Annotated in this window: 19 protein-coding genes and 3 tRNA genes; 21 read left to right on the top strand and 1 reads right to left on the bottom strand. The window is 39.1% G+C overall.

The genetic code is table 11. The annotated features are described in order from the left end of the window. Positions 1-104: 104 nt before the first annotated feature. From yaaA to BQ5338_RS17115, 15 genes are all read left to right on the top strand, one after another. The gene (yaaA, locus tag BQ5338_RS05610) at positions 105-869 is read left to right on the top strand and encodes a peroxide stress protein YaaA (RefSeq protein ID WP_071145777.1); all 765 of its coding nucleotides are present in this window, start codon (positions 105-107) and stop codon (positions 867-869) included. A 210-nt stretch (positions 870-1,079) separates the two neighbouring features. Beyond that, positions 1,080-1,154 (top strand) — tRNA-Val (locus BQ5338_RS05605). Between the two features lie 33 nt (positions 1,155-1,187). Next, positions 1,188-1,262: transfer RNA gene (locus BQ5338_RS05600), tRNA-Val, on the top strand. A gap of 197 nt (positions 1,263-1,459) precedes the next feature. Then, entirely contained in the window at positions 1,460-2,755 is a 1,296-nt protein-coding gene (locus BQ5338_RS05595; protein ID WP_071145776.1) for a tyrosine-type recombinase/integrase, read from the top strand. Positions 2,756-2,876: 121 nt separating this feature from the next. After that, positions 2,877-3,731, top strand: a complete 855-nt coding sequence (locus tag BQ5338_RS05590) for an N-6 DNA methylase (protein ID WP_159431310.1) — start codon at positions 2,877-2,879, stop codon at positions 3,729-3,731. A 10-nt stretch (positions 3,732-3,741) separates the two neighbouring features. Then, the gene (dnaN, locus tag BQ5338_RS05585) at positions 3,742-4,863 is read left to right on the top strand and encodes a DNA polymerase III subunit beta (protein WP_071145774.1); all 1,122 of its coding nucleotides are present in this window, start codon (positions 3,742-3,744) and stop codon (positions 4,861-4,863) included. A 17-nt stretch (positions 4,864-4,880) separates the two neighbouring features. After that, positions 4,881-5,285 (top strand): PcfK-like family protein, encoded by a 405-nt coding sequence (locus BQ5338_RS05580; RefSeq protein WP_071145773.1) that lies wholly within the window; start codon positions 4,881-4,883, stop codon positions 5,283-5,285. A gap of 2 nt (positions 5,286-5,287) precedes the next feature. Beyond that, entirely contained in the window at positions 5,288-6,571 is a 1,284-nt protein-coding gene (locus BQ5338_RS05575) for a PcfJ domain-containing protein (RefSeq protein ID WP_071145772.1), read from the top strand. A gap of 24 nt (positions 6,572-6,595) precedes the next feature. Beyond that, positions 6,596-7,321 carry a DUF7833 domain-containing protein gene (locus BQ5338_RS05570; protein ID WP_071145907.1) on the top strand — a complete coding sequence of 242 codons (726 nt, stop codon included), beginning with the start codon at positions 6,596-6,598 and terminating at the stop codon, positions 7,319-7,321. Next, positions 7,245-7,940, top strand: coding sequence for a P-loop NTPase family protein (locus BQ5338_RS05565; RefSeq protein ID WP_235816373.1), 696 nt, complete (start codon positions 7,245-7,247; stop codon positions 7,938-7,940). The genes BQ5338_RS05570 and BQ5338_RS05565 overlap by 77 nt, the downstream gene beginning before the upstream one ends. A 94-nt stretch (positions 7,941-8,034) precedes the next feature. Beyond that, positions 8,035-8,598: a hypothetical protein gene (locus tag BQ5338_RS05560; RefSeq protein WP_071145771.1), complete on the top strand. Its 564-nt coding sequence runs from the start codon at positions 8,035-8,037 to the stop codon at positions 8,596-8,598. Between the two features lie 190 nt (positions 8,599-8,788). Continuing rightward, positions 8,789-8,989, top strand: a complete 201-nt coding sequence (locus BQ5338_RS05550; RefSeq protein ID WP_071145769.1) for a hypothetical protein — start codon at positions 8,789-8,791, stop codon at positions 8,987-8,989. Between the two features lie 14 nt (positions 8,990-9,003). Continuing rightward, positions 9,004-9,519 carry a hypothetical protein gene (locus BQ5338_RS05545; RefSeq protein ID WP_071145768.1) on the top strand — a complete coding sequence of 172 codons (516 nt, stop codon included), beginning with the start codon at positions 9,004-9,006 and terminating at the stop codon, positions 9,517-9,519. An 89-nt stretch (positions 9,520-9,608) separates the two neighbouring features. Further along, on the top strand, positions 9,609-11,018 hold the full coding sequence (locus BQ5338_RS05540) for a hypothetical protein (protein WP_071145767.1): 1,410 nt from the start codon (positions 9,609-9,611) through the stop codon (positions 11,016-11,018). A gap of 226 nt (positions 11,019-11,244) precedes the next feature. Further along, positions 11,245-11,370, top strand: coding sequence for a hypothetical protein (locus BQ5338_RS17115; protein ID WP_262483072.1), 126 nt, complete (start codon positions 11,245-11,247; stop codon positions 11,368-11,370). Between the two features lie 46 nt (positions 11,371-11,416). Here the strand turns inward: BQ5338_RS17115 and BQ5338_RS05535 are convergent, their stop codons facing one another. Then, positions 11,417-11,599, bottom strand: coding sequence for a YodC family protein (locus tag BQ5338_RS05535; RefSeq protein WP_071145766.1), 183 nt, complete (start codon positions 11,597-11,599; stop codon positions 11,417-11,419). A 79-nt stretch (positions 11,600-11,678) separates the two neighbouring features. On the opposite strand from BQ5338_RS05535, the gene BQ5338_RS05530 reads away from it, so the two are divergent. The 6 genes from BQ5338_RS05530 (at position 11,679) to BQ5338_RS05500 (ending at position 17,278) form a co-directional block, all read left to right on the top strand. After that, on the top strand, positions 11,679-12,179 hold the full coding sequence (locus BQ5338_RS05530) for a terminase small subunit-like protein (RefSeq protein ID WP_071145765.1): 501 nt from the start codon (positions 11,679-11,681) through the stop codon (positions 12,177-12,179). Continuing rightward, entirely contained in the window at positions 12,139-13,629 is a 1,491-nt protein-coding gene (gene terL, locus BQ5338_RS05525) for a phage terminase large subunit (RefSeq protein WP_235816372.1), read from the top strand. Before BQ5338_RS05530 ends, terL begins: the two co-directional genes overlap by 41 nt. 40 nt (positions 13,630-13,669) lie before the next feature. Then, positions 13,670-13,933 carry a hypothetical protein gene (locus tag BQ5338_RS05520; RefSeq protein WP_071145763.1) on the top strand — a complete coding sequence of 88 codons (264 nt, stop codon included), beginning with the start codon at positions 13,670-13,672 and terminating at the stop codon, positions 13,931-13,933. Positions 13,934-14,009: 76 nt separating this feature from the next. After that, positions 14,010-14,094: transfer RNA gene (locus BQ5338_RS05515), tRNA-Ser, on the top strand. A gap of 665 nt (positions 14,095-14,759) precedes the next feature. Next, positions 14,760-16,244, top strand: coding sequence for a phage portal protein (locus BQ5338_RS05505; RefSeq protein WP_071145761.1), 1,485 nt, complete (start codon positions 14,760-14,762; stop codon positions 16,242-16,244). After that, positions 16,244-17,278 (top strand): hypothetical protein, encoded by a 1,035-nt coding sequence (locus tag BQ5338_RS05500; protein ID WP_071145760.1) that lies wholly within the window; start codon positions 16,244-16,246, stop codon positions 17,276-17,278. Before BQ5338_RS05505 ends, BQ5338_RS05500 begins: the two co-directional genes overlap by 1 nt. Positions 17,279-17,571: the final 293 nt, after the last annotated feature.

The following is a 17,571-nucleotide window of genomic DNA, read 5'->3' as shown; positions in this document are numbered from 1 at the left end:
GCGTCAATCAGTTCACTCATTTTGGACATTTTTGTCCGATAATGTTTTTTAGAAAGAATATAAGTGTATTTTTGTATAGCTAATAATGTAATATAGAGTAGAGTATGTTGATTCTTCTTTCTTGTGCTAAGACGATGAATAATTCTTCTAAGGTGTATGTTCCTTCCCGAACAGTTCCGTTATATCTAAAAGAAGCATCCGAGATTGCATTGCAAATGTGTCAGTTTTCAGTTGAAGACTTGGAACGCTTGTTGCATGTTAATGCGAGAATTGCAATAGAGAATTATAAACGTTACCAATCCTTCCATTCTCCGGAAATAACTGAATGTCCGGCTTTGTTGGCTTATACTGGCATTGTGTTTAAACGTTTAAATCCAAATGATTTTACTGATAGCGACTTTTTGTATGCGCAAGAGCATTTGCGTTTTACTTCATTTTGTTATGGTCTGCTTCGGCCATTAGATGTTATCCATTTGTATAGATTGGAAGGGGATGTTAAGTTGCCTAATTTTAGTAGACAAACTCTCTTTGCATATTGGAAACTTCGTTTGACGGACTTATTTATTAATGAAGTTAAAGCGAACGGAGGAATACTTGTTTATTTGGCTAGTGATGAAATGAAAGGGCTTTTCGATTGGCCTAGAGTTTTGAAAGAAGTTAAAGTCATTGTGCCCGAATTCCATCTGTGGAAGAACGGGAAACTATCGACCATCGTAGTTTATACAAAAATGGCTCGTGGAGAAATGGCACGTTTCATCTTGAAAAATAGGATAGATGTTCCTGAGAAGCTGAAATCTTTTGCTTGGGAAGGCTTTGAATATAGTGAGGATCTGTCTGACGATAGCCGATTTGTATATAGTCTGGGGTAGTGAAATCATTCTTGTTGATGCCTGTAGGCATAAGATGAGTGTTAATACTCTTTTTCATAAAGTATATGCATATTACTTTTTTTATATAGATCGCTAATAATTAAGGTTTTTTTGTGAGTCGATATTTAGAATAGAAAAATAATAAGAAATAGTTTTGGTGGTTTCGGGAAAAGCTGTATCTTTGCATCGCTTTTGAAACGGAAGTGCATCGGGCGTTTAGCTCAGCTGGTTCAGAGCATCTGCCTTACAAGCAGAGGGTCGGCGGTTCGAACCCGTCAACGCCCACAAAGAGGCCACTTTCGTTTATCCTAATAAATCGGGCGTTTAGCTCAGCTGGTTCAGAGCATCTGCCTTACAAGCAGAGGGTCGGCGGTTCGAACCCGTCAACGCCCACGTTATTAATTGGCCATATTAGGCTGATCTTCAGAGCTTTATAGGGACTTGAGTTTATGCAGTTTGCGTAGACTTAAGTTTTTTTTTGTTCTAAGTGGTCTTGTTTTAAGGCATATTTATGCGAATAAGGAATAGCCTCTTATAACTATCTTATAACTTTTCTCGATCAAGCTGCCCCTAACACTGAAGATCAGATTATGGCAACTTTTAAAGCAACAATTTTTACAGGTGGCAAGCATATTAAGCAAGATGGCACTACTAATATTAAAATCCGTATTTATCACAATGGAGTACCTCAGTATATAGCTACTCAATATTATATAAACCCTGAATACATGGGGAGTGACGGTACTATACTTCCGGTAACTGATAGCTGTGAAGAACTTAACTTTGAGCTAGGTAATCTTATACAGCGCTTTAGAGGCTCTTGTATCAAATTAGGAACTGATCGAACCCGTAAAATGAGCTGTAAGGAGTTAAAAGAGCAAATAGAAAAAACGGCAAACCCAGATTCAGAAGATATTGATTTTGTGGCGTTTGCGAGAGGAATTATTTCAAAAACGGTTAAAAGAAAGACGGCAAATTGGTATGAATCTTCTCTGAACGCTTTAATTAATTTTCTTGGAAAAGAGAAAATTGACGCAAGAGATATAAAAAATAAGACATTGGAGGGGATGATGGAGTATCTGTATGCCAAGAAGATAGGGAAGAATACGGATCGCACCACTGAACCTGGTACAATCAACAATTATCTGCGTGGTATTCGTTCCCTATATAACAAGGCAAAAAAGGAATATAATAATGAAGACTACGATATTATAAAGATGCCAAATGATCCATTCTCCAGAATAACCATCCCAGACTACACCCGTAAACGAAAGAATCTAAGCGTAGAGGATATAATTAAAATACGGGATTCCAACTTTGATCGCGAACGGACCAATATGTCGCGCGATGTCTTTATGATGTTGTTCTATCTGATGGGCATGAATATGAATGATTTCTTTTCCTTGGCCAAGGAATCATACGGAAGGGTTGTGTATGAGCGTAGCAAAGTTACGACCGTGGATAATAAGAGTCGGTTCCCTTTGTCTATAAGAATAGAGCCTGAACTAAGAAAGTTGGTTGATAAGTATAGCAATGGAACATTTCTCTCTTATTTCCGCATGAGATACTCTGATCCGAATAACTTTCTTAAGGCGGTGAATAGAGAATTGAAGGAAATATCCCAAGAGCTTAATCTTGGGGTTCCTCTATCTACTAACTGGGCACGGCATTCATGGGCGAGTATAGCACGTAACAAAGCCCGGATTGCAAAAGCTGACGTAGACTTCTGTCTTGGGCATGTGAACAATGATTATAAAATGGCGGATATTTATATTGATATTGATTATTCCGTCTGTGATCGTGCTAATAGGGCAACTTTAGACCTGCTGAAAAGCACATCAGAAAAAAAAGAAGAAAAAAAAGAGCTTTTTTGTTTGCAGGAATAAAAAGACTCTTTATATTTGCAGCCATAAGGGACTTGAGCTGACTTCGTAATGAAGCCAGCCTTTTTTATTTGTATACTACTTAATCGCATATTTCTATGCTATGTGCCTAACAAATTCGGTTATGGCACTACAATATTTAAAAAAAGTAAATGAGCAGCAAAGGCTTGAAAACCTGAGCTCCAAGCAAGCATACAAGGAGTTCTCCGGTATGTTTGAAAAGATGGCGTATCAATATAGCTCCTCCGAGGTCTTTCTTGATTTCATAAACTACGCCCTTCTTATGTTCAAATGGTGGGAGAAAGAGAAAGGTTTCTCAAACCTCGAAAAAAAGTATGGCGATAGATACGCCATGTTTCAAGAACTATTCACTCTTTATTCCATTGCCGCAGATAATGATGGCGTAGGAATGCATGATGCGCTTGGCGATCTCTTCATGGATTTGGTTAGTCATGGAAATAACGGTCAGTATTTCACTCCGGAAGAAATTTGTGATATGACAGCCGATATGATTATCCAAGATTCAAAGGCCAAAGGAAATATTTTGGATCCTGCGTGTGGCAGTGGCCGGCTACTTCTATCTGCCGCCAAAAAGAATAGAGAATTTCGTTTATACGGTTGCGATATTGATCAGACTTGCTGCAAGATGGCCGTTCTCAATCTTCTTTCTAATTCCCTACAAGGAGAGATAGCTTGTATGGACTCGTTAAGAATGGAATATAACTATTCTTGGAGAGTTGGGTATAAGCATATCGTTGGCCTTCCTTGCCCCCTCCCTATCTATGAACATATTACTGACAAAGAGAAATCTACTCTTTGGAAACTCCACATTAACTCATTTGCGCAGAATAATGCTGAACCGCCTAAAGCAGTTCCGGCAGAAATCGTTGTGTCTACTCCTCAGATAGCAATACCGGTACCAACTACAAGAAGCCGGGCTAGAAATAAATCAAACGAATTGCAATTAGAACTATTTTAAAATCAAAGTCATGAAAATTACAGTATCAAAATCAGAGCTTTTCACTAAGCTATCCGCAATTGGTAAAATTATCAATTCCAAAAATTTTCTTCCAGCTTATGATAATTTTATGTTCGTCGTTGACGAAGACGGAATTCTTAAAGTTACTGCCGGAGAAGAAGGCGGCCGATTATCTACAAACATTGAATGTGAAACTGACTGTGCGTGTCTATCCATGTTGATTGATGCAAAAACGATCTTGGAAGGCCTTAGGGAGATTCCGGAACAACCAATTTCAATCGAGATCGTTGCCATGGAAACAAATTACGCCATCAGCGTACATTATTCGAATGGACGCTTTGAACTGGTCGGAAAAAAAGCAGATGAATATCCGACAATGGAAGTTAAGAATCCCGAACCTTGTTTCTCTCTTGACGCAGAAAGCTTTTTAAATGGAATACGTCAGGTGCAAATCTGTTGTGCGAATGATGAGTTGCGCCCTATCATGAATGGAGTGTTCATCGAAAAAACTTCTGATAGAATCACTTATGTAGCGACTGATGGCCACAGTCTGGGAATGATTGATTCAGCGTACGATTCAAAAGAACGTTCATCCTTTATCTTGCATGCCCGTATGTCTAAGATTCTATCTAAGATAATACCAGCGACCGCGAGCTCGGTTATCATAACTGTAGGATCCGGTAGTGTAAATATTGAGTTTGGAGGTTATACTATGATTTGCCGGTTGGTAGAAGGACGTTTTCCTAATTACCGTGCCGTCATCCCTTCGGACAATGATAAGATAGCCCGGTTTGAAAAAAACGAAATGATTTCAGCTTTAAAGAGGGTATCTGTTTTTAGCAGCTTATGCACTTCTCTCATTGTTCTGAAATTCGATAAAGACAATGTTGTAACTATCACCGGACGTGATATCGATTTTTCCACGTCAGCAGAAGAAAAAGTATCTGTCTCCTATTCAGGATCTCCTATCGAAATCGGGTTTAAGAGTTCTATTCTAATTGATCTATTATCCAATATTCCATCCGATGAGGTGATAATGAGCATGAAACATCCGACAAAGGCTACTATCATTAATCGTACTGATAAAAATGATCTCACCTATCTAATCATGCCATTAGTCATCAATAATTAATATGCGGAGGAAAGTATATGAAAACAAGTGACGCATTTAAAAAGACAATCCGAGAATACTTGGAACAAAGAGCAAAGGAAGATGAACTGTTTGCCGTTTCCTATGCTAAGGAAAACAAGAGCGTTGACGAATGCTGCAACTTCATTCTGCAGCAGGTACAGAAAAGCGGCTGTAATGGGTTCAATGATGATGAAATATTCGGCATGGCCGTTCATTACTATGACGAGGACAGCATCAAGGATGTTAAGCCTATCAACTGTAATGTAGTGGTGAATCACTCCATAGAGCTAACGGAAGAAGAGAAGAAGGCAGCTCGCGAAGCTGCAATCAAGAAGCTGCAGGATGAACAATATTCTTCTCTCAAGAAGAAGCCGGCTAAGAAGAAAGAAGATAATAGTGTGCAACAAACAAGTTTATTCTGATTATGAAACCGAAAACTAAGTTACAGAAACAGGTAGCCGAGTTGAGTACTAAGCTACCTGCGCTTACAGATAAACAAAGAAAATGGGCGATTGAGCATTGCTTTGAAAAGGAAGGATACCTCCGCAAAAAATCTGTTTGGTGTACTGAATGCGGTCATACATGGGAACCATTTGGGGGGTCGCTATTATTGCAATTGACAGGCATTGTTTGTCCCCACTGTGGAAAACAACTTAAAATAGAAAGCGGGCTTAAACGAAAGAGTGATATAAACGAGTATTATACTATTATTACCTGTTTTAAAGGCTTCCAAGTACTCCGGCATTTTGTTGCTCGTAAGACATGCAGAGTTGGCTATCCAGCTAATTATGAGGTTAACGAGGCTGTACAGAATTGGATTACATCGGAAGGGAAAGAAACACTTATGTACCGTTCTACAAAAATGAGCTTCATGTACATTGATTTATGGGATTGGGGATCACCATTGGAAATCAGGACACGATCTGCGAATAGAATGAAGTATGACATCTTTGCGCAATACATATATCCAGTACGCCGATATATTCCTAGCTTGACGAGGAATGGATTCAAAGGACGCTTCCATGGTATTTCTCCATTAAGCTTGTTTAAAATGTTACTTTCAAATAGCAAGGCTGAAACTTTAATCAAGTCTAGACAATACTCGCTATTAAAGTACTTACGTAATCATGGAGATATTAACTGCTGGCCATCAGTGAGAATCTGTCTTCGCAACAACTACATTGTGAAAGATGCTTCAATGTGGATTGACTATATCCTAATGCTTACTAATCTAGGTAAGGATGTACGTAATGCTAAATACGCCTGCCCTAGTGATCTAAGAACTGCACACGATAAGGCCCTTAAAAAGGTTCAGGATATTAAAGCTTTGAGACAAATAGAAGAGAACCGAAAAGATGCTGCAAAATATGAGGATCAATATCGCAAAATGAAGGCTAAATTTTTAGACCTTGAATTTACTGATGGATTGATAAAAATTGCAGTATTACATAGTGTGCAAGAGTTCTTAGAAGAGGGAGCTACAATGCGCCATTGTGTATTCGGTGCCCAATATTACACCAAGGAAGAGGCTCTTATCCTTTCCGCTCGTATTGGTGACAAGCGTATAGAGACAGTAGAGGTCAATCTAAAAACTCTGGATGTGGTCCAGTCCCGTGGCGTTTGCAATAAGAGTACGGAATACCATGACCGGATAGTTGGGTTAGTAAAAAAGAACATAAATCTCATTCGTCAGAAAATGACAGCATAATATACGATGACCTATATAGATTACATGAACCAATTTTGGAAAACATCTCAGAGTGTAGAATTTTCCTCGAACGAAGCATATTTGTACTTTTTCCTTTTACAGGAGTGCAATATTCGGGGTTGGGAGAATCCGTTTGAATGTGCCAACCGTAAAATCATCCTCTCAATCGGTGTCTCAGAACCGACTATGATTGATTGCAGGAATCGATTACAGCAGAAAGGTTTATTGTTCTTTGAAAAGGGAAAACGTAATGCCAAATCGCCCACTTATTACTTAAATGATTTAAGTAAAACCTTAAGTAATCCCTTTAGTAAAACTTTAAGTAACAACTTAAGTAAAACCTTAAACATTAATAAGACTAAAGACAAGAAGACTCTCTCTCCCACGCGTGCGCGAGAGGGTCATGGCATTGGAGAGTTATTTCCTGATGAGAATGTATTTGAAAAATCGCTAGAGGAATGTTTCGATGAGCTAAGAGCAAATCAAAGCTGGAAAGAAACCTTTTGCATGAACATTCGGATACGAGATAAAACTTTTATGCCGGCTGATTTTGACCAGTACTTGCAGAGCTTCTTCCGTAAGCTTGCTAATGAGGGCGAGACTAAAAAAGCGCCCAAAGACGCTATGAGCCACTTTGCTCGATGGCTGGATATTGAACTTAAAAACAAAAAAGATGGAAAAACAAATCAAAAAGGATCCGATACAGCTAGTGGGGAACCTGTTAAAGTCCGCTCGATCAGCATCCCATGAGGAATACACTCCGGAGCAGCTGAAAAAGATACGCCAAGATCAGACGGATAAGTTCCTGTTGGCTTGTCAGAAGGAATGTCCCTCTTTCTCGGTCAGCGACATGAACCGGAACCTGATAAATGAAATATTCCTGTATGCCAACGGACGAAGTCAGGTTTTTGATTCCGCTAAAGGTCTTTGGCTGTACGGCCCTGTGGGTACCGGGAAATCAACGATTATTCAGATTCTGCGTACTTATGATTTCCTTTCAAAGCTAGACGATATCGGGTGGAAATCGTCCGGAGGTTTTGGGATTGTATCCGCTTCCATGGTGTCTAACCAATTCGCTCGTAAGGGGCTTGATGGCATTGATCGGTATGCCTACAACAATGGCAAACCTGAAACATGGGCTTTCGATGAAGTTGGCCGAGAACCAAGGCCAACGAAGTATTTCGGAACGGAAATGAACGTGATGCAGTTCGTCTTTCAGACTCGATATGAGTTCAGGTGCAAATGCTTGACGCATGTAACCACTAACATGTCTCCGGAAGATATTACGCCCAAATACGGTGATTATATCGCCGACAGGGTGAATGAGATGTTTAATGTTGTCGAGATAAAGGGAGAAAGCAGAAGATAAAACAAAGGCGGCCTGTACACCACTACAAACCGCCCGTTATAAGCCATAAAGCCTATTCAAACACACCACAAATATAAGAAAAACTTTATGACTTATGGTAAGTGCTGCAGTAAATAATTACATAGGGAAAAGATATGATCGATGGTTGGATTACGCATCGTACCATTGCGGAATCGTAGGTATTCCGGATGAGGCTAACGATGTGCTGAATGAGGTTTTGTACTCGCTCCTGCAGAAGAGTGACAAGCTGCTTGAACGATTGCTCTCAACGAAGAAGAACGGTTATACAGAGCTTGATTTCTTTGTGCTGAGAATGATTAAGCTTAATGCTACTTCGCCCACGTCTCCATATCAGAGCAAGTACAAGCGTATTCCTTCGGATGATAACGTGGACTATACAGCGATTGAGATTGAGGATGCTCAGGAAGATGATACTGATACTTCGGGAATAGTTTTGGAAAGGATGCATCAGCTTCGAGATGTATTTGAAAGCCTTGATCTATCCCCTCTTGCAAAGCGAGTGTTTGAATTCCATTTCTTTCAGGATAGTAACTTTTCCGACTGGGATGGTGAGGAAACTCAAAAACAATTGTATGAGATATACAATAAAGTGCAATCCTTGATCAAAAGAAAGTTATCAGGGGAGTTTATCTTTTGATAATGGTGTATATGGTGCAGCAGATAGTGCAATTAGTAGTATTTGTTGATGACTTGATTGTTAATATGAATATAGTATTTTTGATAAAAAAGTTAATGATACACTTATTTGATGTAAAAGAGATGCAAATAAGAACACTATATATAATTTATATGTTATATTTGCAACCCTTATTAGATATAAAAAGATTATGGCAAAAGTAATATCACGCGAAAGCATTAATAATGCAAATGGTAGAACCATAAGAGGTGAGTCCAGGAATGTAAATATGGATAGTAAAAATGTATCTATGAAATATCAAACATCATTTGGCTCTAAGAATATTGTAGTTTCCAAAGAACGTATAATGTCTGCTGCATCAGATGCTCTTAAAAGATCGTTAAAAAAATAACAACTTAGTTTTAGATGGAACGGAAATATAATTTCATATATGAGAAATTAGTCTATTCAGAAGATGATCTAGTTGGATTGATTGCATATGGAATTTATAAAAGACATAAGATTGAGTTTATAACTAGTATAAAAGAGCGTGAGCATCGTGATCCAAACGATGATGAATGCAACTCTTTTTTTGTAGCGTCCACGACCGAAAGCCAATTGAAGAAATATCGAAATGATGCTGAAGCAGTTCTTTCTGATATAGTAATGAATGCAGCAGGAGAAGAATTAGAACAGTATGAACAAGAAATGCTTAAGGACTATCAAGCTAATATTAAGGCTGCTCTTCCTTCAAATACAAAGACAATAATATTAAGTGTAGTCTCTTCTTTGCTCTTCTCTTTTATTCTTGCAATCTTCTTTGTTTTAGGACAAACTTCTGAAAAATCTACAAATGATTCAGTTGAGAAGATGATTCAAAAAATTAGATATGAAGATAGAGACAGTACTAATACATGCAATTTTAAAGATAGTATTAAATAGTCGTTTAAATTCATTTTGAAGACAGCTGATGAATCTCTCTTTGCTGTATAGAACTCTTTCTTGCCTTTTATATTTTAAGATAAAAAGGCATGGAAGATATAAAGCTAGATCCAAAGAACTTTCGCATTCATAACGACCGGAACAAAAATATTATTCGTAAGAGTCTAGAAGATTGTGGTGCCGGTCGTTCTGTACTGATAGATAAAGAAAATTACCTGATAGCCGGCAACGGCGTCTACGAAGAAGCAAAGTCATTAGGTATACCGGTACGTGTTATTGAAACTAACGGAAAAGAGCTGGTTGTTGTAAAACGTACAGACCTCTCCCTTGACGATAATCGGCGTAAACTCCTTGCACTAGCCGATAATCATGCTTCTGATACTTCCCAATTCGATATGGATTTGGTTATAGAGAATTTCTCTGAAGACATATTAAAAGATTGGGAGTTCTCTTTAGATGATATTGACTTTGGAGATGAATTACCCGCTTCTACATCAAAACCGAATAATCTTGCTGATAGATTTATCATCCCTCCGTTTTCCATCTTGGATACTAAATTAGGAAGATGGCAAGACCGTAAACGAGATTGGTTATCTTTAGGAATCAAAAGTGAAGAAGGACGCGATAAAGAGATTACCTATTCACATTCTGCCCAGAATCCTGCTATTTATGAAGTACGCAACAGAATGCGTGAAAAGCTTGGTTATGATCCATCTTGGGATGAAATAACAGCGTATTGCCAAAAGCATAATATCTCCATGCTGGATGGCACGTCTATCTTTGATCCTGTTCTTTGCGAGCTTGCCTACCGTTGGTTTAATATTCCTGAAGGTATTATTCTTGATCCTTTTGCCGGTGGTTCCGTGCGTGGTATCGTTGCCTCTAAATTGGGATATTGCTATAGAGGCGTTGATCTTCGTGCAGAGCAGGTTGAAGCGAACTATAAAAATGCCGAGGAAGTTTTGCAACATAAATTAGGCAATTCTCCGATAGATCCAGTATGGAGATGTGGTGACAGTTGCGATGTGGATAAACACTTTGAAGGGTTAAAAACTGATTTGATCTTTAGTTGCCCGCCTTATGCTGACCTCGAGGTTTATTCGGATGATCCGAAAGATTTGTCGAATATGAACTATGGAGACTTCTTGATTGCGTATCGGACAATAATTCAAAAAAGCTGTGCTATGCTTCGTGATAATCGTTTCGCCGTATTTGTAGTTGGTGAAGTACGAGCAAAGAATGGAGCATATTACAATTTCGTCGGTGACACCGTAAGCGCTTTCATAGAAGCGGGGTTACATTATTACGATGAAATGATACTAGCTACTCAGATAGGATCTTTAGCCATGCGTGCAGGCAATCAGTTCAACCATTCCCGAAAGATAGGAAAGACGCACCAGAATGTTCTTGTATTCTTCAAAGGAGATATGAAACAGATTCCTTCATTATACCCGGAACTTGATTTACGTGAAGAAGATTTGATAGGAGAAGATATTTAGCGCAAACTTGTGTGAGATGGAACCCTGAAAGAATATGAAGGGCAATCGCGATGCTTGGATGTTTTTCTTCGAAGTACAAGAAGATAGGGGTTCCTTGGATTTAATTATTAACTTTGTCGGTAACAAATAATGTTCCGACATGCAAACAACAGCATTCATGATTTGCAGATAAGTACTCGAAAAAAGACTGATTCGCAAGAAAGAGCAGCTGGCCAATTTGGAAGGAATGATGAACAGCGGGACCGAGGTTACCGGGGTTGATAAGCACAAATACATTGAACTAAAGGCTGTAGTCAATGAATTAGAGAATTGTGTTGATATTGCGGAATCAATGATTAAGCTAGAGAGTTAATCCAGTAAGGGTGTGCCAAAAGTCGACACACCCTTACTGGATTTTGTTATTCATACAATTTCAAAGCCCCAGCCATAAATCGGTCTGATTTTTTTTCATTTATAACAAACCATGTGCATAGAACTTTTGCATCTTTTTCTCCATAACGCATGTCTATGCTTTCGACTGTCATTTTTGGGCCACCCGATTTTAAAATTACAATGTCTCCTGTTTTAAACTCATTTTCCATAATATAAAAATTTTAATTAATAGATCTCTCAAATCTAATAAAATTATTATTATTATTTATATTTTAAAATAAAATATTCATGGCAAAGTATAATAAAAAAATAGTTGAGGATATCTGTTCGCTCATCCGTACCGACAGTTATACTATTGCCGAAATATGCGAGAAGGTAGGAATAGTAAAAGACACATATTACAGTTGGCTTAAAACAAAATCGGACTTTTCGGACGCTATAAAAAAGGCTGAAGATGAATTTAATGACTTAATAATTGCTGAGGCTAAGAAATCCCTTGTGAAGATGATCCGAGGTTATACAGTCCAGGAAAAGCGGACTGTGACAGCTGATACCGGAAAGAAAGATGATAATGGGAAACCCATTGTCAGAGTAAAGGAACATGTTGTTACTGATAAACACTACCAGCCGGTTCCGGCAGCCGTAATCTTTGCTCTTACCAATCGTGACCCTGATAACTGGAAGAATAGACAGGAGAATAAAGTATCTGGTGAAGTAGGTATTAAGAGTAGTTTAGAGAGTCTCTCTGATGAAGAACTTCAAAAGATTGTGGATGGAGACGCCGACTGATAGGGAGATATTAATTCGTAAAGCAGAAGCTGCAATCATTCTGCGCAAGCGAGAGGCCCGGAATAATTTCTGGGCTTATTGCTTATATATGGATCCGAAGTTCTTTACTAAGCGTCCATTTTTAAGACTGGTGGCTGATGCGTTTATGCGGGTTTTTCTTGCTTATTCTAACAATGTGATTTATCGACTTGCTGTAAGCATGCCACCTCGAGCTGGAAAATCTTACATAACGTCACTTTTCATTAGTTGGATGTTTGGACACTTCCCGGAAGAGTCGGTTATGCGTAATACTTGTGCTGATCCGCTGTACAATAAACTGTCTTATGATACACGTGATATCGTTCGTTCGAGAAAATTCAAAGAGATTTTTCCTGAAATCAAACTAAAGAATGATAAACAGAACGTCCACGGCTGGAGTATCGAAGGTGCTCGCCAAGTTTCGTATTTCGGTGCGGGTGTTGGTGGAACTGTTATCGGTTTTGGTGCATCCATGTTGGCTGTAACCGATGACTTGTATAAATCATTAGAAGACGCTCTCTCTGACAACAACAACGAGAAGACTTGGAGTTGGAAACAGGGTACCCATGATTCACGTATTGAAGGAAACTGTTGTTCTATCGACATCGGTACCCGTTGGTCCGCGACGGATGTGTTAGGCCGTTTGGAAGAATCTAGGAATGGAAAGTATTACGATGAGATTATTCGTATTGCAGCTTTGGATGAGAATGATAAGTCTTTCTGTGAAGATGTGCACACAACTGAATATTATCACGATCTTCGTTCAGAGACGGAAGATAGTATTTGGATGGCTGAATATATGCAGGAACCGTATGAAGCTAAAGGTTTGCTATTTCCGAAATCAGCTCTTAAACGCTTTAAGTTGGCCGATGTTAAAGGGCGGCAACCAGATGGTAGAATTGGAGCAACAGATGTTGCCGATGAAGGGGATGACTATTTCAGCTCACCGTTTGTTGACGTTTTTGGTACGGAACTTTATATCACTGACGTTGTATTCACGAAAGACGCTGTTGAAATTACTATGCCACGCTTAGCGCAGATGATCTTAGATACTGCATGTGACCAGATGCGTATTGAATCAAATAACGGTGGGCGTATCTTCTCCATCGGTGTCCGTAAAGAAGTACAGGCAAAGGATGGTAAGTGCATCATTCAAGCTCGACCAACAACCAAGAACAAGGAAACTCGTATATTGATGAAGTCGGGCTGGGTAAAAGCGCATATTCATTTCCTTGATGAATCGGAATATGCCAAGGGTTCCGACTATTGGTGGTTCATGAAATACCTCGCATCTTACAAAAAAGAGGGCGACAATAGTCATGATGATGCACCTGATAGCGTAACAATCCTCGCAGAGTTCTTTGAATCACTTGCAGGAAATATTAAGGGTGAGCAGAAAAGAAAAGTTGCTAGAGGGACGGGAGTGAGATAAAAGTTATATATTTGTTATCAACAAAATAAATAAAAGCATTATGGAAAAAATTGAACGCTTGTTAGATTCAGTAGGAAAGAACACTTTCTTGCTGTTTTATCCAATTTTAAAAAACAATGAAAATATAACTGTCGAGGAAATGAAAAATAAAATTGACCAGAAGTATCAAGAGCGTTGGAATACTGATTCGTGGAATACAAAATTATCAAAAGCGAGAACAATTTTTAGAAACAACTTGACTAGTGATGCGTTATATTTATGTGCTGTATCAGCAAAAAGATGGAGCTATTTAGATGATGAATAATATAATTATAATACACTCTTCAAGCCGAGCAGAAATGTTCGGCTTTTTTGTTTTTAGTTTATATATTAGAGCAAATGGATAGTTGTCAGAGCGGTTTAATGAGCCAGTTTGCTAAACAGGTAAACTAAAAGGTTTCGGAGGTTCGAATCCTTCACTATCCGCAAAATTTTGATGGAAAGGGACATGAAAGTAAAAGCGTTCAGGTCGCGAACTGGCTCGCCTTTATTTTGTAGTTGCAAATACAATAGTGTCCCCAAGGAAACGCAATCATGCCTCGGAGAATATGCTTCGAGGTATCTGCTATAAACCTAAAGAGTCCTTCAATATAGATAGAACAAACTTTATAACCGATTCTGCTGTTTCAGTTCGCAGGAAAGCTTCCATTATTAGTCCACCTATTATTAGTCTTAACACTCCTACTATACTTCTCAATATACCCCCAATTGCAACTTTGGCATTCTTACAGTTTTTGCTTTTCTTTTTAGCGGCTCGATTTCTTTTTTTCTTTGACATAATTCTATGAATTAAAAATTAGAAAAATTGAAATCGACAAAGCCCTGCCTCGCCCTGCGAAAATGCGAAAAGTATTCCTTATAAAATAGGACAAGTTTTTAGTGTAAATAGAGTCACACAATAAGCATTTCTTATAATAGACCGTTGCATTTTGACTCTTTATCCTTTGGCTGTAGTTTAAAATTTGAAGCAATGCCCTATTTAAAGCATTTGAACATTAATGAACAGTTGTTCTGGAGTTGGGAAATTGTCCCATCTTGAGACAATTTCACCATAAATAAATTACGAATCTTATATTTTAAGAGAAAAGAATATGCCGGATATTTATTCTATTCTCTTAAAAAACAAAGACAACTTCGGGCATGCCGTTAGTGAGCTGTCTGTAGATACGATTGAGAACCGCACACCAGTAGAGTACAAAGAAGAGTATAACGGTGATCGTAGGCGTCGTAAATCATCTGTTGGTTGGCGTGAGCCTAAAAGATTGGAAGTTTATTCCGATACAATTGTAGATGCGAAAGGTGATCCAATTCGCCTTGATGATAAGATCGTAGATGTTGCCCGTATTGTGACTAACTTCCCAAAGAAAACAGTTCGTACGGCAGCCGCCTTTATGATGGGTGGTAAAATGAACATCACAGGTGATAATCAGGATGATGGTTTCAATGAGTTTAAAAACGTCTGGACTAAGAAACTCAAAATGCAATCAGTCCTGAAACGCTTTGCCCGTAAGGTGATGTCGGAGACTAAAGCCGCCATTATCTTTTACCCTGCAATCTCCGTACATTGGAGTGGTGCCCAAAGCACAACACTTAAATGCAAGATACTTTGTCTCCCCGATAAGGATAACGTGCTATATGAATTTTACCCGCATTTCAATGATGACGATGATATGGACGGGTTCATACATCGTTACCAAGTATTGTCTGATGATAATATGGTCCGTGAACGGGCTGTCATATGGACAAGAGAGAAGATCATAACCGGCATTCAGACATGGGGTGGTTGGGATGTGCAAGAAGTCGTAAATCCTTTTGGCCTTATCCCTGTAGTTTACGCAGAAATAAACTCTCCGGTGTGGGATGAAGTTGCCCCCATGATGGATGCTCGTGAGATGAGGCTATCTCGTATGGCAGATACGAATGACTACTTTTCAGAACCTATTCTGAAAACCTTTGGCGAAACAGAACTACCGGGAAAAAACACCGTTGGAAAAGAGCTTTCATTCCCGGTAAAGATTGATCCGGATACCGGTAAAGAATACCATGGTGATGCTGATTATCTGGCGTGGCAACAATCTATTGAATCTGTAAAGGAAGAGCTTAGCGAGGCACGCAACGAGCAATTCAGCGGTACATCACAACCTGATCTCTCATTCGATAACTTAAAAGGCATCGGGAATATATCAGGCGTTGCAAGACGGTTCATGATGATAGATGCAGAGATCATGGCCAGCGAGAATATGGAGATATTTGGCCCGGCAATTCAACGGTGTGTATCTGTCATATCAGCGGGCATAGCTAATATCACCAACATCAAGTACCGCCAGCAGCTTATTGATAATTGGATTACTGTGTCCTTTGAATCTATCCTTCCCAAAGATCCGGCGGAAGATGCAAATGTATTGAGTATTGCGAATGGTGGCAAAGCGTTCAACTCACAACAGACGGTTGTTTCTAAGTCTCCTCTTACACCTCCGGGTGATGTTGAGGGAGAACTTAAACGTATGGAAGAGGACGAAAAGAAAGAAGCCGATAGAAGCAATATGGTTGGACTTACAATGGGAGGTAATTACTAATGGCTCAACCATTATCATTCTATGACAGGCAACATGTGCAGAAGCTTTTGAAGCAACAGAGTGATGTTTCTAAGATCTTTAATCGCTTCTGCATGTCAGTATCACCGGACCTTAAACATTGGAGCGATACGGGAAACAAAAGCGTATGGGTTCGTAATAGTGCTGTTGAGCAAGCTATCGACCGGGAACTTATAAAGCTGCAATCCGATCTAACGACTATCGTTAGATCAGATCAGAATGATGCCTTTAATAGATCAAATCAGAAGAATGATGATCTCATCGATTTGTATATTCAAGGCATGGCATTGAACCAGATGCTGAAACAGGGAATGTTTGCCCGCAACATGGATGCTCTCGTAAGCTTGCAACAGCGTGTTGACAATGGGATGAATCTCAGCGATAGAGTTTGGAACGTCGCCGATCAAACGAAGACACAGCTTGAATTCTATCTAAAAAGTGGATTGGGTGCAGGTCGCAGCGCATCGCTTATAAGTCAGGACGTACGACAGTTGCTGAACGAACCGGATAAAAGGTTTCATCGTATCAGAAATGAGAAAGGTGAGCTGGTGCCATCCCGACCGATGAAAGACTACCATCCGGGACGGGGACAATACAGATCATCAAAACAGAATGCTATGCGTCTGGCCGCTACCGAGACGAATATCGCTTATAGGCGTACGGATCATGAACGATGGATTAATCTTGGCTTTATCTTGGGCATAGATATACAACGTTCTCCATCTGCTAAAGAGCCGTGCAAGATATGTGATCCATTAGCCGGGCAATATCCAAAGAGTTTCTTGTTTACGGGTTGGCATCCTTTCTGTATTTGCTTCGCCACTCCTGTACTTATGAATCCGGAGGAATTTGCCGATTATCTATTGACCAGGCAGTTGCCAGAGAATAAAATCATTCGTGATATACCTCAGAGCGCAAAGAATTACATAGAAGATAACTTTGATTCTATCAATGCTTCACAGCCTTATTGGTTACAAGATAACTTCGGAGGTGATGCTTCAAAAGCTTTAATATAAGCCCGTTAAGTCTTGGATAAGTAACCTTATCTCCGCAATATTGCATAACCAAAAATGAAAAAAGTTATGCAAAATGAAGACTTATTAGAAGCCGCTTTCTGTTCGGGATATGAGCCGGAAGATGACATTACTTGGGAACAATTACTGTATGAGGCAAGGCAATGGATAACAGACCTTACAAAGTAAATCAGAGCAGCTGTAACAGGCTGCTTTTTTTTGTTGAATGTGCTTACTATCCTTTCTTCATTACTATCAAAATAACCTATTTTTAATATATCTCATTTTTTTTCTTA

The organism is Bacteroides ihuae, from assembly GCF_900104585.1.
Taxonomy (GTDB): domain Bacteria; phylum Bacteroidota; class Bacteroidia; order Bacteroidales; family Bacteroidaceae; genus Bacteroides; species Bacteroides ihuae.
This window is presented reverse-complemented; position numbering and strand designations above follow the sequence as displayed.